This is a genomic window from Spirosoma sp. (genome assembly GCF_026391055.1).
Lineage (GTDB): Bacteria > Bacteroidota > Bacteroidia > Cytophagales > Spirosomataceae > Spirosoma.
Genome location: NZ_JAPLET010000010.1, coordinates 183,262 through 199,614, shown reverse-complemented (window position 1 = coordinate 199,614; position 16,353 = coordinate 183,262). Strand labels below are relative to the sequence as shown.

14 protein-coding genes are annotated in these 16,353 nt (G+C 51.2%); 6 read left to right on the top strand and 8 right to left on the bottom strand.

The genetic code is table 11. The features are described 5' to 3' along the window. Nucleotide 1 precedes the first annotated feature (1 nt). Both NT073_RS03205 and NT073_RS03200 read left to right on the top strand, forming a co-directional pair. Complete coding sequence (locus tag NT073_RS03205; RefSeq protein WP_297368673.1) at nucleotides 2-2,068, top strand: OPT/YSL family transporter; 2,067 nt, start codon at nucleotides 2-4, stop codon at nucleotides 2,066-2,068. A 104-nt stretch (nucleotides 2,069-2,172) separates the two neighbouring features. Next, on the top strand, nucleotides 2,173-2,751 hold the full coding sequence (locus NT073_RS03200) for a hypothetical protein (protein ID WP_297368670.1): 579 nt from the start codon (nucleotides 2,173-2,175) through the stop codon (nucleotides 2,749-2,751). A 7-nt stretch (nucleotides 2,752-2,758) separates the two neighbouring features. Here NT073_RS03200 and NT073_RS03195 read toward each other — a convergent pair whose 3' ends face one another. The 3 genes from NT073_RS03195 to NT073_RS03185 are packed head-to-tail and all read right to left on the bottom strand — an operon-like array spanning nucleotide 2,759 to nucleotide 5,306. Then, nucleotides 2,759-3,883, bottom strand: coding sequence for a P1 family peptidase (locus NT073_RS03195; RefSeq protein ID WP_297368667.1), 1,125 nt, complete (start codon nucleotides 3,881-3,883; stop codon nucleotides 2,759-2,761). A 56-nt stretch (nucleotides 3,884-3,939) separates the two neighbouring features. Next, entirely contained in the window at nucleotides 3,940-4,680 is a 741-nt protein-coding gene (locus NT073_RS03190; protein WP_297368664.1) for a ferredoxin reductase, read from the bottom strand. A gap of 11 nt (nucleotides 4,681-4,691) precedes the next feature. After that, entirely contained in the window at nucleotides 4,692-5,306 is a 615-nt protein-coding gene (locus NT073_RS03185; RefSeq protein WP_297368661.1) for a sulfite oxidase-like oxidoreductase, read from the bottom strand. Between the two features lie 519 nt (nucleotides 5,307-5,825). On the opposite strand from NT073_RS03185, the gene NT073_RS03180 reads away from it, so the two are divergent. Further along, complete coding sequence (locus NT073_RS03180; RefSeq protein WP_297368658.1) at nucleotides 5,826-6,248, top strand: hypothetical protein; 423 nt, start codon at nucleotides 5,826-5,828, stop codon at nucleotides 6,246-6,248. Between the two features lie 107 nt (nucleotides 6,249-6,355). Here the strand turns inward: NT073_RS03180 and NT073_RS03175 are convergent, their stop codons facing one another. The 3 genes from NT073_RS03175 to NT073_RS03165 form a co-directional block, all read right to left on the bottom strand. Next, complete coding sequence (locus NT073_RS03175; RefSeq protein ID WP_297368656.1) at nucleotides 6,356-6,625, bottom strand: CPCC family cysteine-rich protein; 270 nt, start codon at nucleotides 6,623-6,625, stop codon at nucleotides 6,356-6,358. 1,715 nt (nucleotides 6,626-8,340) lie between these two features. Then, a complete protein-coding gene (locus NT073_RS03170) occupies nucleotides 8,341-8,643 on the bottom strand; it encodes a chaperone modulator CbpM (RefSeq protein ID WP_297368653.1) in 303 nt (100 codons plus the stop codon). 1 nt (nucleotide 8,644) lies between these two features. Further along, a complete protein-coding gene (locus tag NT073_RS03165) occupies nucleotides 8,645-9,565 on the bottom strand; it encodes a J domain-containing protein (RefSeq protein ID WP_297368650.1) in 921 nt (306 codons plus the stop codon). Between the two features lie 244 nt (nucleotides 9,566-9,809). Here NT073_RS03165 and NT073_RS03160 point away from each other — a divergent pair, with 244 nt between their 5' ends. Then, nucleotides 9,810-10,301 (top strand): DUF6265 family protein, encoded by a 492-nt coding sequence (locus tag NT073_RS03160; RefSeq protein ID WP_297368647.1) that lies wholly within the window; start codon nucleotides 9,810-9,812, stop codon nucleotides 10,299-10,301. Between the two features lie 85 nt (nucleotides 10,302-10,386). Here NT073_RS03160 and NT073_RS03155 read toward each other — a convergent pair whose 3' ends face one another. Beyond that, on the bottom strand, nucleotides 10,387-13,641 hold the full coding sequence (locus NT073_RS03155; protein WP_297368644.1) for a S41 family peptidase: 3,255 nt from the start codon (nucleotides 13,639-13,641) through the stop codon (nucleotides 10,387-10,389). 278 nt (nucleotides 13,642-13,919) lie between these two features. Here NT073_RS03155 and NT073_RS03150 point away from each other — a divergent pair, with 278 nt between their 5' ends. After that, the gene (locus NT073_RS03150; RefSeq protein WP_297368641.1) at nucleotides 13,920-14,834 is read left to right on the top strand and encodes an NAD-dependent epimerase/dehydratase family protein; all 915 of its coding nucleotides are present in this window, start codon (nucleotides 13,920-13,922) and stop codon (nucleotides 14,832-14,834) included. A gap of 146 nt (nucleotides 14,835-14,980) precedes the next feature. Continuing rightward, on the top strand, nucleotides 14,981-15,466 hold the full coding sequence (locus NT073_RS03145; RefSeq protein WP_297368637.1) for a VOC family protein: 486 nt from the start codon (nucleotides 14,981-14,983) through the stop codon (nucleotides 15,464-15,466). A gap of 46 nt (nucleotides 15,467-15,512) precedes the next feature. Here the strand turns inward: NT073_RS03145 and NT073_RS03140 are convergent, their stop codons facing one another. Continuing rightward, nucleotides 15,513-16,346, bottom strand: a complete 834-nt coding sequence (locus NT073_RS03140) for a DUF1080 domain-containing protein (RefSeq protein WP_297368634.1) — start codon at nucleotides 16,344-16,346, stop codon at nucleotides 15,513-15,515. Nucleotides 16,347-16,353: the final 7 nt, after the last annotated feature.

Here is a 16,353-nt window from a genome sequence, read left to right as displayed (position 1 = left end):
AATGGCCTTACCCCCACCCGCCCATAAACCCTTTGTTCCCGCAGCGGAATCTCCCGCCGAGTTCACCGCTAAAGCCGTTATTACGGGCGCCGTATTTGGCATATTATTTGGCGCAGCAACGGTTTACCTTTCGCTCAAAGCGGGCCTATCGGTGTCAGCCTCTATTCCAATTGCAGTGCTGGCCATTTCTCTCGGTCGTCGATTCCTGAACACGACCATTCTCGAAAACAACATCATTCAAACAACCGGTTCGGCGGGCGAGAGCATTGCGTCGGGGGTGGTGTTTACCATGCCCGGGTTTCTCTTCCTGACGAACGGCTCCGGTGCCGATTTCTTCAATTACTGGACAATTCTCACGCTGGCTATTCTGGGCGGATTGATTGGTACGCTGATGATGATTCCGCTGCGTCGGTCGCTCATAGTGCAGGAGCATGGAACGCTGCCTTATCCCGAAGGTACGGCCTGTGCATCGGTGCTGATTGCGGGTGAAAAAGGCGGTGATTTTGCTAAAACGGCCTACCAGGGTCTGGGAGCAGCACTTATCTATGCCTTCCTTCAGAAAGTGCTGCATATCATTGCCGAAGTGCCGGTATGGGCTACGAAGCAGGCGAATCGGTATTTCCCATCGGCGCAGGTAGCGGGCGAAATAACACCGGAGTATTTGGGTGTGGGCTACATTATCGGTTTTCGCATTTCGGCGGTGCTGGTTGGTGGAGGTATTCTGGCCTGGCTCGGTCTTATTCCCCTGCTGGCGTCGGTCGTACCGGGCGATACCATTGCCCTTCAATTACAGAAGCTGGGCTATCTGGACAATTTGCAAACTGCCGGTGGACCGGGGGGCTGGAATCCGGCTACGCATACGTTCTCGGATACGGCAGCGGCTATCTATCGGGCATATATCCGGCAGATTGGTGCCGGGGCTGTAACAGCCGGTGGATTCATGACCCTCATCAAAACCATTCCAACCATTGTCTCTTCGTTTAAGCAAAGTTTCAGCAAAAGCTCGATCAACGCCATCGAAGCCGAAAATGCGATGAGCGGACACAACAGCATTCCCCGAACAGAACAGGACTTGAGCGTGCGGATTGTTATTATCGGTAGCATCGTGCTGGCGGCCCTGATGGTTGTATTGCCTCAAATTCCGGGCGATTCTATAGTAACCAAGTTATTGATTGCCGTGCTGGTCATTGTGTTCGGTTTCTTCTTCGTTACCGTTGCCAGTCGTATCGTGGGCCTCATTGGGTCGAGTTCGTCACCGGTTTCTGGAATGACCATTGCCACCATTATGGGTACCTCACTGGTCTTCATTGGCTTCGGTCTGACAGGCAAATTGTATGAACCGGCTGTGCTGGTGGTGGGGAGCATGATTTGCGTGGCGGCTGCCAATGCGGGTGCCACCTCGCAGGACCTCAAAACCGGCTACATCGTTGGCGCAACGCCGAAGTACCAGCAAATGGCCCTGTTTGTTGGCGTTATCGTCTCGTCGCTGGTAGTGGGTGCTACGGTGAAGATTCTGGATACCCCCACGCCCGATCTGCTGGCCCAGGGCATTACGCATGCCATTGGCTCCGATAAGTTTCCAGCTCCGCAGGGAACACTCATGGCTACGCTCATAAAAGGGCTTTTATCCTTTAACCTCGACTGGCAGTTTGTGCTCGTAGGTGCCTTCATTGCCTTTGTGTTCGAACTGGTTGGGGTAAGTGCACTGGCCTTTGCGGTGGGCTTATATCTACCGCTGTCGACCACGCTGCCTATTTTTGCCGGTGGCCTGGTGAAAGCCATTGTCGATGCCAGTAAAAAGCGGAAAGGCATCGTTGAAGAAGATGCCGATCTGGGCAAAGGAAATCTGTTCGCAACGGGTCTGGTTGCCGGAGGTGCTTTAGCGGGGGTGGCGGTCGCGTTGTTATCGGTTAACGCATCCATCTACAATGGGCTGGCCTCACTAACACTGGAGCCTGCATTGGGCAGTGCATTAGGAGAGGGCGGCTACATGCTGCTGGGTGCGCTGTCGTTTGTTGGTCTGGCAATTGTACTGTGGCGCGTAGGTGAACAGAAACAGGAAGGATAAAACCTATGCCGGTAGGTAAATTGGCTGGAGCCAAGGGCTTAATGCTGGTAGTTATCGGTTAATTAAATCTTTGTATTCCAACTCTTTAACCTGTTCTCATACACATGCTTTCGGCTCTGTCAACTTTCTTTTATCGGATATCATCCTGGAAAACATTACTGCTGGGAATCGTTCTTTATGTGCCTTTCCCAGCGTACGTTCTCAAGAACCTCGAAGCCCGCATAAATACGCTGGCGGGACATGCCGTTGGGCCTATCGACTTGCTGGTTGGCTATGACCCGTTCCGAATTCAACAAATGGTTGAAGCGTACGGACCCGAAGGCCGGGCGGTTTATGCACAGGGTGAAAAGACCGCCGATATTGCTTATCCGTTCATCTACACGTTTCTGTTTTGTGTTATCCTCACGTTACTATTCAGACACAGAAAATACAATTCGTTTCGGCTGGTAAATGTATTGCCCGTGGGTATACTTGTTTCTGATCTGCTGGAAAACAGTTGTATTGTCTATCTACTCAATGCTTTTCCCGATTCGTCGTACGTTATCGCGTCCCTTTGTTCCGTGCTGACCAATCTTAAATGGATCGTCACGATGATTGTGCTGGGTTTAGTTGTTTATGGCCTGGTAAAGCTCGCCATACGAAGTGGCCAGTCCAGTGCCAAGCACGGCCAAATGACCCATTAGAGGTTTTTTACCGCGCCTGTCCGGCTTTCTTCAGTAAGTCCACCACCTTATCGACGGGTAACTGCTCTACTGTATTACCCTGATCGCCCGTACTCGTTTTGGCGGCAAACAGCGAATTGATAATGGCTTCTTCGGTGGCTTCGATGGCGGCCATGAACAAAGGCGACACGTTGTCGTTTCGGAGGAGTTTCAGGTCATCGAACGAACTGGCGGTTTCGTGCGGGATACGGTACGCGGTAGATACGGCAATGACGTAATCTCCGCTGCCGTTAGAAGCAATGCCTCCTGTTTGGGCCAGTCCCATAAACGCCCGTTTGGCCAGCCGTTTGAGGTTGCGGGCGTCCAGTGGCGCATCGGTCAGAATGACCATCATGCAGGAGCCGTCGAGTTTCTCCTTAAATGAGTACTTGCCCAGGGCTACGCCAATCGGTACGCCCGCAATTTGCAGAACCCCGCCAAAATTGGTCTGGACCAGTGCGCCAACCGTGTAGCCGCCCAGCGAGGCCGGTAGCTTGCGGGAGGCCGTACCGATGCCGCCTTTGAAACCAAAGCAAACGGTTCCGGTTCCGGCACCTACGTTGCCTTCGTCAACGGTTCCGGTTTTGGCTTGCTGGATGGCGTCAAGTACATGCTGTTTTATAACATGCCGCCCCCGAATGTCATTTAATGAACCATCGTTAGTTTCCCCCACAACTGTGTTCACCGACCGAACCTGCTCATTACCCTTTTGTGCCAGCGTGTAATCAATAACCGCATCGGCAGCGGTGGGGACGCTCAGCGTGTTGGTCAGCACGATAGGGGTTTCGATAGTGCCGAGTTCGTCAACCTGGCTATAACCCGTCAGCTTGCCAAAGCCATTGCCGATATAAATAGCGGCCGGACTTTTCTGCTGGAACAGGTTGCCGTCGTGCGGGAGAATGGCCGTAACGCCGGTACGGATGTTCTGGCCCTTGTTAAGGGTCACCTGCCCCACCCGAACGCCCGGCACATCGGTAATGGCATTGAGCGGCCCAGTTGGCAGCACCCCGAACCTGATGCCATAGTCACGGGGGCGTTTGGTGGATTGAGCCATGGCAGTAGTCGTTACAAGTAATGCGGTGAGCAATACAATCAGTCCGTAGGGGCGTAACATAAGTAGAGAAGTTCTTCTCCGGCTAATTTACGGTAATTGATTAAGTACAAAAGCCATTAAGTTCCTGTGGGTCCAAATCGCTCGGTGCGAATGCTCGTTGGGGGCAAACCAACGTCGGCTAGTGTATTGGCGACTTGTTCGACCAGTGGGGTAGGGCCACAAACATACGAAAGCGGTGGGGAGGAAAACCGGCTCAAGACTTCCGACAGCATAGGCCCGTCGATGCGCCCTTGGTAGCCCGTCCAGTCCGATGGGGGCCGACGGGTGAACGTGATGAGCAGGCTGAACTGAGAATCCTGACAGGCTAATGTCTTCAGCTCATTCCAATAAATAACGTCCTCATCGGTACGAACACTAAACAGCAATACCGTCGGATTAGTGGCTTTTATGTTGGCCCGATGACGCAGCATTGCCATCAGCGGCACAATGCCAGAGCCACCGGCCACCAGCAGCAGGGGGTCATTGGCCATCGTGTCCTTCCAGACGAAATAACCACCAATAGGTCCCCTCACTTCCAGCGGGTCGCCAATGCCGATGCCGTCAAAGAGATAAGAAGACACTTCGCCATCGGCAATGAACTCGATAGTCAGGTCGATCTCGCCGGTCTTCTCCGGTGGCGACGCGATGGAGTAACTACGCTCGGCCTGGTACCCATCTTCGGCCGTCAGGCGAAGGTCGTAATGCTGGCCGGGGAGATGTGGTATCCACTCTGGAAGGCGCAGCGTTAGGGTTTTCACGCGCGGTGTTTCCTGAACGATAGCCGTTACTTCGGCCATCAGCCATTGAATTTTGTTCATTGATACGGGGATTAGTCGTCGCTGCGATAGCGTTGTTCTTTCCAGGGATCGCCGTACATGCTGTAGCCGCCCCGTTCCCAGAAACCAGCTTTGTCGGCATCCATGAACCGCAGGCCCTTAATCCATTTGGCACTCTTCCAGAAGTATAGGTGCGGAACCACCAGCCGGGCGGGGCCGCCGTGTTCAGGTGTCAGCGGCTGACCTTCAAAACGTAACCCAACAAAGGCTTTGCCATGGCGGAGGTCTTCGAGCGGAATGTTGGTGGTGTAATCGCCGTAGGAATAGGCCATCACGTGCGTAGCTTCGGGTTTTACGTTGGCATGCTCCAGCAGGGTTTCGATGGAAACGCCTTCCCAGTGCGTATCGAGCTTAGTCCACTTCGTGACACAGTGAATGTCATTGGTGAACGACTGGTGCGGCAGGGCGTTGAACTCCTCCCAGGTCCATTGAACGGGTGTGTCGACCAGCCCTTCGAGCGAAAACGTCCAGTTGGTCAATGGAATGCGGGGTGTAGGACCAGCCGTCAGTACGGGGAAATCGTGGGTTTCGTATTGGCCGGGAGGAATTCGTCCACTCGTGTCGGAGTCCCGTTTCCGGCCAAACCCTTTGTTAAAGAAAGAAGCCATAGTCTATAACGTTAGTCGTTTGGCAAGATAGTCAGTCTCTTACAAGCGTACAACGGCACCGTGATCGGCTGCCAACAAAAAAGTGCGTATTGGGCGAGTTTTATAAATCAATGAGTACTATGCCATGGCCGCTTCTGTCATCCCGACGCCAGGACTGGGCCGCCGTAGCGGGGATCTTCAATAGTGGGTTTCTTAGTATCTAGACAGCGCGGCTGCCGCAAAGAATTACTCTAAGCGTTAGGGACAAAGATTAATCTCACAAGCTCAGGTGTACCGCTGAAAAAAAGACCTTGATTGTTGAGATGACAATCGCACCGGCGACCCGGTTGAGATTGAACGAGGATAAAACTGACGCTACTGTCAACTACTCGTTAACCATCGCTTAAATGGGGCGTTATTTGAAACACCGTTTCCTTGAACTACTAGTGTCTTTACCCTCTGTCTTACAAGTGTAAGACAGTACTTGTTTTTGTCTTACAGAATGTAGTACTTAACATAATTGCACTTATAAAACATCTTATGAAGAAGTTAGTCATCACTTTTATTTTCATCGTTGTTGGCTTAACAATGAGTTGTCACAACCAATCAGCGGAGCCTTGCCTGAATGGAGAATGTTGCTGGCCAGGCTATAAGAATACCGTGATACGACAAGTCGAAGGAAGTCGAGCAGGATTCTTGGGTAACGCTTTTATCTTCGAAGATCAAGTATTTGGGCCTGAGTTTAAAACAGCGACGACTTGCCCTGCTCAAACAAGATATCTCCAAGCTATGAACTTAGAGAATAATTTAAGTATTGATTCTCGTACCGGCAACATCCGCTTGGTCGATTCCACTCGGGCGTATCCCTACAAGGTGTGGGGCACAGTTTATTTGATTGATATTCCTAATACGATCATGGCTACTCGCGGATTTCGAGTTGACCGAGTCGAAAAGGTTCAATAAGTCTTTGGACTGTATCTTAGAAAAGTTTCTTTACATAAGATTAGTTATACAACAGGGCTATAATTTGTTCAATTTAATTGTTGACAAGGTTGATATTGACAGTTGCATTAATCCGGTAATTCATCAGGCAATGGAGTACGGGTATTACTTCTAAAATCAGGCTCCATCGCCCCATATTTTTTATAGTTATCACGAGCTTCTAATAGGCTTACTCGGTTAGCTCCTCCCTCATACGTTGGATCGTGTAGTTGGATGCCATCGTCTTCCCAATAGCACACAGGACAGATATCAAAGTGATTATCAACTGGCTCTTGGAAAGTATAGTAGCCACAACAGGGACATTGGTATTTTCCAAATTTGTTAGGTGCCTGTTCCATTCAGAAAATTAGACTTTATTCAGACCTGTTGTATAACTATTTTTATGTAAAGGAAATAAATTTAGAATAATCAGTATACTTAAGAAAACACCGCCCTTTCTTTAGTACAAAAAAGATGGCTACAGTTTGCTAATATTTAATCCATCTGGTATTACTGCCGATTCGAACTAATTCACTATCCGTTATAATACTGAAAACGACTTCGTTCTGTAGACTAACCGAGGGTTGAACCGTAATCTTTTGTCCTTGTCGTTGGTAATTACCTTGCACTATTACATCTCCTCCATTCAATAAAAGGTAAACTGTACCATCAGGGTTGAATTGAACTGTTTCTGAGCAATTAAACTCTGCATTTGACTGGCTAATACGCGCGCACTCATCAGGGCTATACAATTCGTGTTTGTAGCGTTGTTCAGTCTCAAAAGCAGGTTCGACCGAAGGGTTACATGCACTTTGTAGAGCGGTCAAACTAATGCATAAGCCGAGCAATAGACGGGATATATTCATAGCTATCTTTTCCATAAAGACCCCATTGATTCGGTAAAGGTTGTAGTTGTATAAGTGGTAATTATGTTAAGCTAAGATATGCATGTCTACTAATCTATCAACAGGCCAACACCCAGCCCTCCCCAAGGTACTACTTGCCCAGATACAACAGGGGTGAGTTGAACTTTCCAAAATCCGGTTGCTAATGGATTGTACTTGAAGTAATGTCGCACGCCTACTATTGGACTCCATCGATACTTGATTTCTTCCGTAGCGCCTACTAAATAGACACCGCCAACGCCGATCTCAGCAAAGAACGAATTTCGTGCACTTCTAGGTGGACAGCCCTTCGTTCTACCGTTCAGGACCAAATTCCAAGTTAACGCGTGTGGCAGGGTTAGAGGACTGTAACTCGTAAAAAGCTGACCTGCTCCACCCCTAATCACAAAGAAGCTCTTGGGTAATTGGATCGGTGTGTACTCCACATTTAGGGAAAGAACAGGACTGATTCCAGCTAGTTCAGCGGTAGTTGCCCAACGGACTGGTTTTCCGTAAGGCTTTCGCAGTTGCGCTGATGTAGCCAGGGGGAGACACACCAAAAGAAAGTATTGGGCAGCACGTGCAATAGCCAAGCTAATTGAAGATTTATCCCTTGAACGCTAAAAGCGTCAAAACTGTGTAAATCAACATAAGTTCTTGTTGTATAATCAAACATTATGTTGACCCTAAGGCCATTTTCATCGGTCCTTTACTCGTAGTGGGCGAGTTCAATCTACCAATTTTTCATTAACATAATACGGGCTTTTCGCCTTCCCTTTTCAAACAACAATCCGCACTCTTATCACGACCTCTATAGGGTGGTTGATCTTAGAAGAATGGATCATCGTAAAAACTCACATGTTGTCAATCTTCGTATTTCACAAATACGAAGCCATGTAGTTTACGAATTGACAGTATCAAATGATGAATATTATATGAAAAGGCTAATGCACGCTTATTCTCAATAAACGCTCGTTTGTGTAAATTCTTGATAATCAATAGAAATGGATATCAAGTTTCCTTATAATTGTTCTTCGCAGCAGCCGCGCTGTCCAGTTACTAAAAGAAGCCCAATAGAGACTATTTTTTGAGTTAACCGGAGATCCCCAAGGCCCGGTCCTGGCGTCGGGATGACAGAAACTACGCTTGGTTTAATCGGTGACAACCCATAGTCAATGTTGAATGACTGATCAGTCAGCCCGACGTTGATAAAACATCAACTGGTTCTGGAGCTGGCTGATCTCTCCCTGTAGGCCCTCCAGCCGCTCCAGCAAGTTGCTCACCACGTCGAGGTCGTCGGGATGAATAGCCAGATCCTGGTGTAGCCGGACGAGTTTCTCCAGCCGAGGCAACTGCTCTGGCTGTACATAAACTGATTGCTCTACACAGATCGTTTCGACAAGGCCCTGCTGCTCCAGCGAGTTAACAAACGCGATTTCTACATGGTGATGGATGCAGAACTCGCTGACGGGGATAAGGGGATTAGGCTGCATATTACATCGCGGCTAGTTTTCGGAATAGGTCTTTCTGTTCGTCGGTTAGCTTGGTGGGTAGCTTGATTTGCCACTGAATGTACAAGTCGCCAAACGAGCCATCCTGTTTGTAAACGGGAAATCCTTTGCCTTTCAGACGCACTTTGGCGCCGTTCTGTGTTTCGGGCGGAACGGTTAGCTTTACTTTGCCGTCCAGCGTTTCGATGATCTTCTCTCCACCGAGCAGCGCCGTATAGAGGTCGATCTCCTCATCGACATACAGGTCGTCGCCTTTGCGTTTGTAGCGGCTGTCGTCGGCTATGACGAAGGTGATGTACAAATCGCCGTTGGGACCACCGTTCACGCCGGGAGCACCGTAACCAGCCAGCTTTATCTTCTGGCCGTTCTCAATACCCGCCGGAACCGTAATGCGGATATTCTTTCCATCGACCGTCAGTGTTTGTTTATGCGTAGTATAAGCCTCGCGCAGATTCAGATTCAATTCGGCCTGGTAATCTTGCCCCCGGAACTGCGCCCGCTGCCTCCCCCCACGCGAACCCGCGTCCTGCCCGAACATGGACGAGAAGAAGTCCGAAAAATCAGAGCCGCCGAAGCCGCCCGAGAAGTCATGGTCGCCCGTATCGCTACCGGCATACTGACGCCTTGACTGTTGTTGACGTTTAGCGTTTCCACGCCGGGCTTCTTCGAACTGGTCGGCGTGTTGCCAGTCTTTACCGTACTGGTCGTATTTCTTGCGTTTTTCGGGGTCGCTCAGGACCTCGTTCGCTTCGTTGATCTGCTGAAATTTCTTGCTGGCCTCCGCATCGTTCGGGTTCAGATCGGGGTGATGTTTACGGGCCAGTTTACGATATGCTTTCTTGATGTCTTCGTCCGAAGCCGTTTTCGGTATGCCCAGGACGCTATAATAATCGATAAAGTCCATTTTATAAGTGGCGGGTATATATAGGTGAATGATATCTACTAACTACCCTGTAAACACATTTTCGGGCGGGAAGGTTGTTTTTTAGATCAGGAAATGAATACCACTCTGGCAGGTAGATAAATTGTCTGTCTGGTCTTTTCTGTAAGGCGAATGACGGAACGTTTGGAGGTCAAAATTGAAGGATGGCCCGTTATCACCCATGTTGCCTATTGTCCCGTTCCTAAAAGATAACTCCTTAAATCACATGAAAAAAACGTTTTTATCGCTTCTGTTCATCCTCGCCCTTTTCGCATCCATCACAACACAAGCTCAAACCGGTTCCCTTTCCGATGTTGCCTTTATGGAAGGCCGTTGGCGGGGTACGTTCAACGGTGGCCCTATCGAAGCGGCATGGATTGCACCCGTTGGCGATAACCTCACCGGATTCATGCGGATGATGAAAGACAACAAAGTGACTATGTACGAAATGCTGATTTTCGAGCAGACCGAACAGGGGCCTATCGTGCTGGTCAAACACTTCAAACCCGGTCTGGTGGGGCAGGAGGAGAAGGACAAATCCGACCGCTATAAATTTATTGAAGCGGGTAAAGAGAAGGCACTGTTCGAGAAAGAAGACGGCTCCATTCGAATCATCTACGAAAAGCGCGGCAAAGACCAGCTGGCCATCCAGCGGGGTAATCAAAAAGATGGCAAGTGGACCTTTGCCGATTTGTTCGTGTTTAATCGGGTGAAGTAGGATCGTATTGATTGAAAAGTAAAAGCGGTGCCATAGGTCTAGATCTATGGCACCGCTTTTACTTTTCAATCAATACATATCCAGACTACTCCTTCCCGCTGCTCACTTTTGAGGTTTTGGCGTCATTCAGTTCCTTCAGCAACTCCGCTATAGCCGTATCTAACTGCACATTCTTATCCGTATAGCTTTCGCCAATGGGCCGCGATACGGCGATGTCGACCGGGCGAGGTGCCAGTTCCATATTCTTGCCCGTATTGTCGGTAATTTTGGAGAACGGCAACCGGAGATTCGAGCCGTCGATGAGCTGCGCGGCTGAAGTGAAAATAATCCAGCCTGCCGTTGGTTCACCCACGACTTTGCCCAGCTTCAGCGTCCGGTACCCTTCCGTGAAATCTTCCGCATCAGATAACGAATGCTGGTTCGTGACCAGAATGGTGGGCGTTTCCAGCGCCCGCTGACCCAGTTGCGTCCGGGCCGGAGCCGATGGCAGTCCGCGTGAAGTCATGGTGAGGTAGCCTTTACGGGTAAATACATCCAGCGCATAGGCATTGACGAAACCGCCGTTGTTATTCCGCACATCGACCACCACACCTTCTTTGGCATGGTTATCAGCGTCTAGGTCAAGGCTCAACTGCGCCAGTGACTCCGCCGACATGTCGTACATGTGCACATAGCCGAGCCGACCGCCACTGACCTTGTCGACGTACTGCCGTTGCTGCTGCACCCATTGCTTGTACAGCAATCCTTTTTCGGTGGTCAGATTAACCGGCCGGATGGTCACTTCGCGCGGGGTGCCGTCGGGTGTAGCAGCTAGCATGAGCGAGATGCGCCGGTTAATCTGGTTTTCCAGCAACTGGTCGAGGTTGGTGGTGGCGGTGATTTTCGTATCATCTACGCCAACCAGATAATCACCAACTTTGATGGTTCCCGACAACGCGGCCGGACTCAGCGGAATGATTTCGGTAATTTTAAGTTTCCCTTTTGTCTCGTATTCCTCCCGGTCGAAGCGCAGACCAATGCGGCCCGTCGTCGTTTGTACAGAACCCGCCGGGCCCGAAATGCCCGAGTGCGATGCGTTCAACTCGCCCAGCATCAGGCTAATGAGTCGGCGGAGTTCGTCGGGAGTGCGAGCACCGGCCGCGAGCGGTTCGTAAGTGGCTTTAATGGCTTTCCAGTCTACGCCGTGGAAGGTGGAATCGTAGAAGCCTTTATTCTGAATGTCCCACGCCTGCCGGAAAACCTGCATTTTTTCTTCGCCGAAATCAACGTCCATTTCGGCCGTTACCGCCAGCGGCTTGGGCTCGCGTTTGTCGAGCGAAATAGACTGGATACGGCCCTGTTCGAGGTAATAAATCTCTTTGCCATCGGGCGAGAACTGCGCGCCGTTTTTGTTGCCAGCGGTGGAGGTAAGTTGCCGGGCAACGCTCTGATCGCGGCCCAACTCATCGAGCGAATACGTGTATAGATTCTGCTGACCGGCCACGGTAGCAATCAGCAACAGCGTTTTGCCATCCTTACTGATCGAATGGGCATCGACATCGACACCCACCGGCAACAGGCTCAGCCGCTGGCGAATGTCTTCAAAAACGATCTTTGTCGGAGCACCACTTTTGCCCAGTTTGGCTGTGTCGCCAAGGGCAGATGTACTCGTGTCACGCGATGCGGTCTTGGCGACGGCGGGTGATGTTGGGGCGGGTTTCAGCGTTTTCGGCACCTCTTCGTTGAACAGATCCCGGAACTGGTCTTCCCGGAATTTGGGCGAACGGGGCACCAGGTCGATGCGGGCAATCTGTGCGGTTTCGGTGCGCTGGGTGGTGCTGAAGAGAATGTATTTTCCATCTGGGCTCCAAGTTACATTGCCACCAAACGTATTCGCCAGAAAACTAACGGGCTTGCTTTCGCCCCCAGCGGCTGGAATGACCGAGATATTTCGGAAGGTTTTCGCCCCGTACGATGCAAACGCAATCCATTTGCCATCTGGCGACCACACAACGGCTCCATTCGACCCAAAAGGCGGACGGCCTAGATACGCTTTCTTCAATAGACGATCTTTTTTGGTGGCGATGTCCAGCACACGCAACTCCTGTCCATTTCGGACATAAGCCAGCGACTTGCCATCGGGCGAGAATACGGGCGAACTGTCGTCCAGCGTGCCGTCGGTCAAGCGGGTTTCGTCGCGGGTGGCAAAGTCGTAGCGATAGAGGTGAGCGGCACCATCGCGCTGGGATACGTAGACAAGGCTGCGGCTGTTAGGTGTCCAGACGGGCTGCGATTCGTTGGCGGCACTAGTGCTGATTCGGGTCGCGTCGCCCCCGTCTTTCGTAGATGCGGCAAAGACTTCGCCATGGGCTACAAACGCCACTTTCTTGCTATCCGGTGAGAGCGCCAGTTCGCGGAACTGGTTCGTCAGCTTCAGCCGGTCAACTGCCGGGCTGGCGGCAACGCCCCGCAGCTTAACCGACATGGGAGCGGCCTGCTTGCTGGCAACTTCGTATTTCCAGAGTTGAAAATCACGCTCGAAAACGATGCTTTTGCCGTCGTAGCTGATGGATGGCCACAGCACCCGCCCGTTGGTAAACGCGGTCAGCATGATTGGTTTGCCGCCCAGCGGGAGCGTCCACAAGTTTTGTCCCTGCGTACGGTCGGATACGTAAAAGAGGGTCTTTCCGTCGGCGCTCCACATCGGCCAGAGGTCTTTGGCTCCACCTTCGGTAAGGCGTTCGTAGGCCGTTCCTGCTTTTTTAACATCGGCATGGAGCAGCCAGATTTCGGATTCGTCGAGGTGGCTATGGCCTTTACGCCACCACTGATTAGAGGCAATGCCCCGCGCCGAGAAAGCCAGCGTCCTGCCATCGGGCGATGGAGCGCCGTAAAATTCATTGGCATAGCGATCGGCGGTAATTGCCATCGGTGTACCACCATTTATCGACACCCGGTAGATGTCGTTCATACCCGAAATATCTTTGGCCGTCGACTGGAAATAGATCATCTTGCCATCCCGCGACCAGGCGTTGAGCACTTCGGCTCCGTCGTCGTAGGTCAGACGTTTGGTAGCACCTGTTTCCAGTGTAAGCAGATACACATCGCCGTTGCCGGTGCGCGACGACACAAACGCCAGATACTTGCCATCGGGCGAATAGAGCGGGCGGGACTCATTATCGGGATGCGAAACCAGCAGCCGGGCTTCACCACCTGCAGCGGGCACCGTCCAGATGTCGCCACCCGAAACGAAAGCTACTTCGGCCCCATCGGGCGAAAGGTTCGGTTCAGCATAGGCGAATTTTGGGGTTGGCGTGACCGGTGGTGTTTGCGCTCTAGCGGGTGCCGCAAGTGTAAGCAATAGGACAGATCGAAGAAGAAAGGAAGTTGTAGAGGTGTACATTGATAGGTATCTGCTTATTGATGAAATCTGTAGTCGATACAATAAATTCGGCGAACCGTATATCATCTTATAAAAATACGGCTGTCTGTTTGGGTTGGCAAATTAAATATGGAACTTGGGTTAATTGGGCAACGGTTGGTTCTGATTCTATACTGCTGGGTACTATACAACTACTACAGGTAGAAAATATTTGTGGCCTTGCTTGATTATCAATAAACTACCTACCTTTCGCAACTATGAACAGACAAACCATTTTGGGCGCTGGCGGGATAATCGCTACGGAATTGGCGCGCCAGCTTCCCGCTTATACCGATACCATTCGGCTGGTGAGTCGTAATCCAAAAACCGTCAATCCCACCGATGAGTTGGTTCAGGCCGACCTGACCGATGCTCAACAAACGGAACAGGCGGTGGCCGGTTCAGCCGTCGTTTATCTGGTGGCGGGGCTGCCATATAAAACGTCCATCTGGCAGGAAAAATGGCCTATAGTCCTGCAAAACACGATAGATGCCTGCGAACGGCATGGGGCGAAACTGGTCTTTTTCGACAATGTGTACATGTATGGTCGCGTCAGCGGCTGGATGACGGAAGAAACGCCGTTCAATCCCATCAGCAAGAAAGGGGAGGTTCGCGCCCACATTGCCCGAATGCTGCTCGATGCCATGCAGACCGGTCGGGTAACGGCACTTATTGCCCGCTCGGCCGATTTCTACGGGCCAAATGTGCCCAACTCTGTCACCGAAGCACTCGTATTTAGTAAACTAAGAGCCGGTAAAACAGCAAACTGGCTGGTAAACGCGCAAGTAAAACACTCCATGACGCTGGTGGCCGATGCAGGCAGGGGTACGGCTACTCTCGGAAATGCACCCGACGCCTACGGACAAACCTGGCACCTCCCCACCGACCGCAAGGCACTGACGGGTCATGAATTCATCGGCCAGGCTGCGGCAGCGTATGGTGTAAAACCTAATTATTCAGTGTTGTCGAACTGGATGGTTTGGCTGGGGGGATTGTTTAACCCGGTTGTCGGCGAAACACGGGAAATGCTGTATCAAAGCGATTCCGATTATCTGTTCGACAGCAGCAAATTTGAGAATCGGTTTTTTGCGGCCACAAACTATAGCGAGGGAATAAAACAGTCGGCAGTATAGTATCAAACCTATAAGGTCTCTAAAACCTCTAAGGTTTTAGAGACCTTGACTTATTCGGTTGAACCAGTCGTATTCAGATAGCTTTATTAAAAACGAAATAACAAAAATTCGTGTTGCTACATCAATTGAGACTAATCCCTCTTGCTATGTCTGACTACACAATTCCTGCTCAAACGCGCATTGGTCATATTCACCTGAAAGTTGCCGATCTCGACCGGGCACTGGCGTTCTACCGCGACCTGCTCGGCTTCTCACTCGTCACAATGTATGGCAAAGAGGCCGCGTTTATCTCGGCTGGCGGCTACCACCATCACATCGGCTTAAATACGTGGTACAGCAAAGACGCTCCACCAGCACCCACACGGTCGGCCGGTCTGTTTCATACGGCCATAGTGTATCCAACGCGCCGTGATCTGGCCGTGGCCTTGAAGCGCCTTATCGACGCGAAGTACCCAATAACGGGCGCATCAGATCATGGCGTCTCGGAAGCTATCTACCTCAACGACCCTGACCGCAACGGCGTTGAACTCTACTGGGACCGCCCGCGCGAAGAGTGGCCACTGAAACCCGATGGCTCCATCGAGATGTTCACACACCCGCTGGATCTGGAAGGGCTGCTTGGGGAGATTTGAGTTTTCGTGTAACGTGGAATACCATTCCACTCTACACAAAAACTTCCTACTTCACCAACTCCGCCGGTAACTGCTTAATACCCCGAATCTCAATATTCCGGTAGAAGACTTCGGCCCCTTCGGATTGAATCTGAATTTTACCCTTCGTCAGCGGTTCCACCTGACCGTTCACGATGTGGCGGGTTTTGGTCAGTACCAGATTGACCTTGCCATTCATAACGTGTACACAGGTATCGCCGAAACAATACAATTCTAGCACATTCCACTGACCTGATGGTTTCTCCGCATCCGGGTTCTTGAGGCACGACCGCCCGACCGGCGTTTTATCCTGGAAGGTTATGAGTGGGGCTGCCGGGTCATAAACATAACCTTTCTCATTTTTACGGGCGGTTATATCGGCCAGCACGTTCATGACGCCCCAGTAGTCGCCACAATCGCCTTCCTGCACCTGCAACTCAAACGATTCCATCCACAGCATCGGCGTGCCGTGCGGACCAACGCTATGATACAGCAGGCCACTGTCGCGGGGGCGGTCGAGTTTGGGCGGCCACTTCTGGGTGCCCCACTTAAACTCCATGCGGAGGTGGTAGTTGCCGTAGTCGGCCAGGGTGTTGATCCCGCCGAAGGTCTCGCCCGATACGCGCAAGGCTGGTTTACCATCGACGGTAACGACCGAAAACACATGGTTCGGGTCCTTGTTCAGACCAATGGGCGGTGTTTTGTCGTTCTCGCCGTCTTTGGCATACGGTTTATCCAGGTAGGTTTCCCATCCGGTCAGGTTTTTGCCGTTGAAGAGCGACTGCCACCTGGCCGATGATTGAGCCGTGACCGACGAAGTAATAAGCAGGCCGATACCGGCTGCTAGCAAGCGTAATTTCATAACAGAA

What these genes read in the sequence shown, in the direction of transcription:
- NT073_RS03200 (WP_297368670.1), top strand. Translation starts at nt 2,173, where the DNA reads ATGCTTTCGGCTCTGTCAACTTTCTTTTATCGGATATCATCCTGGAAA.
- NT073_RS03190 (WP_297368664.1), bottom strand. Translation starts at nt 4,680, where the DNA reads ATGAACAAAATTCAATGGCTGATGGCCGAAGTAACGGCTATCGTTCAG.
- NT073_RS03170 (WP_297368653.1), bottom strand. Translation starts at nt 8,643, where the DNA reads ATGCAGCCTAATCCCCTTATCCCCGTCAGCGAGTTCTGCATCCATCAC.
- NT073_RS03165 (WP_297368650.1), bottom strand. Translation starts at nt 9,565, where the DNA reads ATGGACTTTATCGATTATTATAGCGTCCTGGGCATACCGAAAACGGCT.
- NT073_RS03160 (WP_297368647.1), top strand. Translation starts at nt 9,810, where the DNA reads ATGAAAAAAACGTTTTTATCGCTTCTGTTCATCCTCGCCCTTTTCGCA.
- NT073_RS03205 (WP_297368673.1), top strand. Translation starts at nt 2, where the DNA reads ATGGCCTTACCCCCACCCGCCCATAAACCCTTTGTTCCCGCAGCGGAA.
- NT073_RS03195 (WP_297368667.1), bottom strand. Translation starts at nt 3,883, where the DNA reads ATGTTACGCCCCTACGGACTGATTGTATTGCTCACCGCATTACTTGTA.
- NT073_RS03185 (WP_297368661.1), bottom strand. Translation starts at nt 5,306, where the DNA reads ATGGCTTCTTTCTTTAACAAAGGGTTTGGCCGGAAACGGGACTCCGAC.
- NT073_RS03175 (WP_297368656.1), bottom strand. Translation starts at nt 6,625, where the DNA reads ATGGAACAGGCACCTAACAAATTTGGAAAATACCAATGTCCCTGTTGT.
- NT073_RS03145 (WP_297368637.1), top strand. Translation starts at nt 14,981, where the DNA reads ATGTCTGACTACACAATTCCTGCTCAAACGCGCATTGGTCATATTCAC.
- NT073_RS03140 (WP_297368634.1), bottom strand. Translation starts at nt 16,346, where the DNA reads ATGAAATTACGCTTGCTAGCAGCCGGTATCGGCCTGCTTATTACTTCG.
- NT073_RS03150 (WP_297368641.1), top strand. Translation starts at nt 13,920, where the DNA reads ATGAACAGACAAACCATTTTGGGCGCTGGCGGGATAATCGCTACGGAA.
- NT073_RS03180 (WP_297368658.1), top strand. Translation starts at nt 5,826, where the DNA reads ATGAAGAAGTTAGTCATCACTTTTATTTTCATCGTTGTTGGCTTAACA.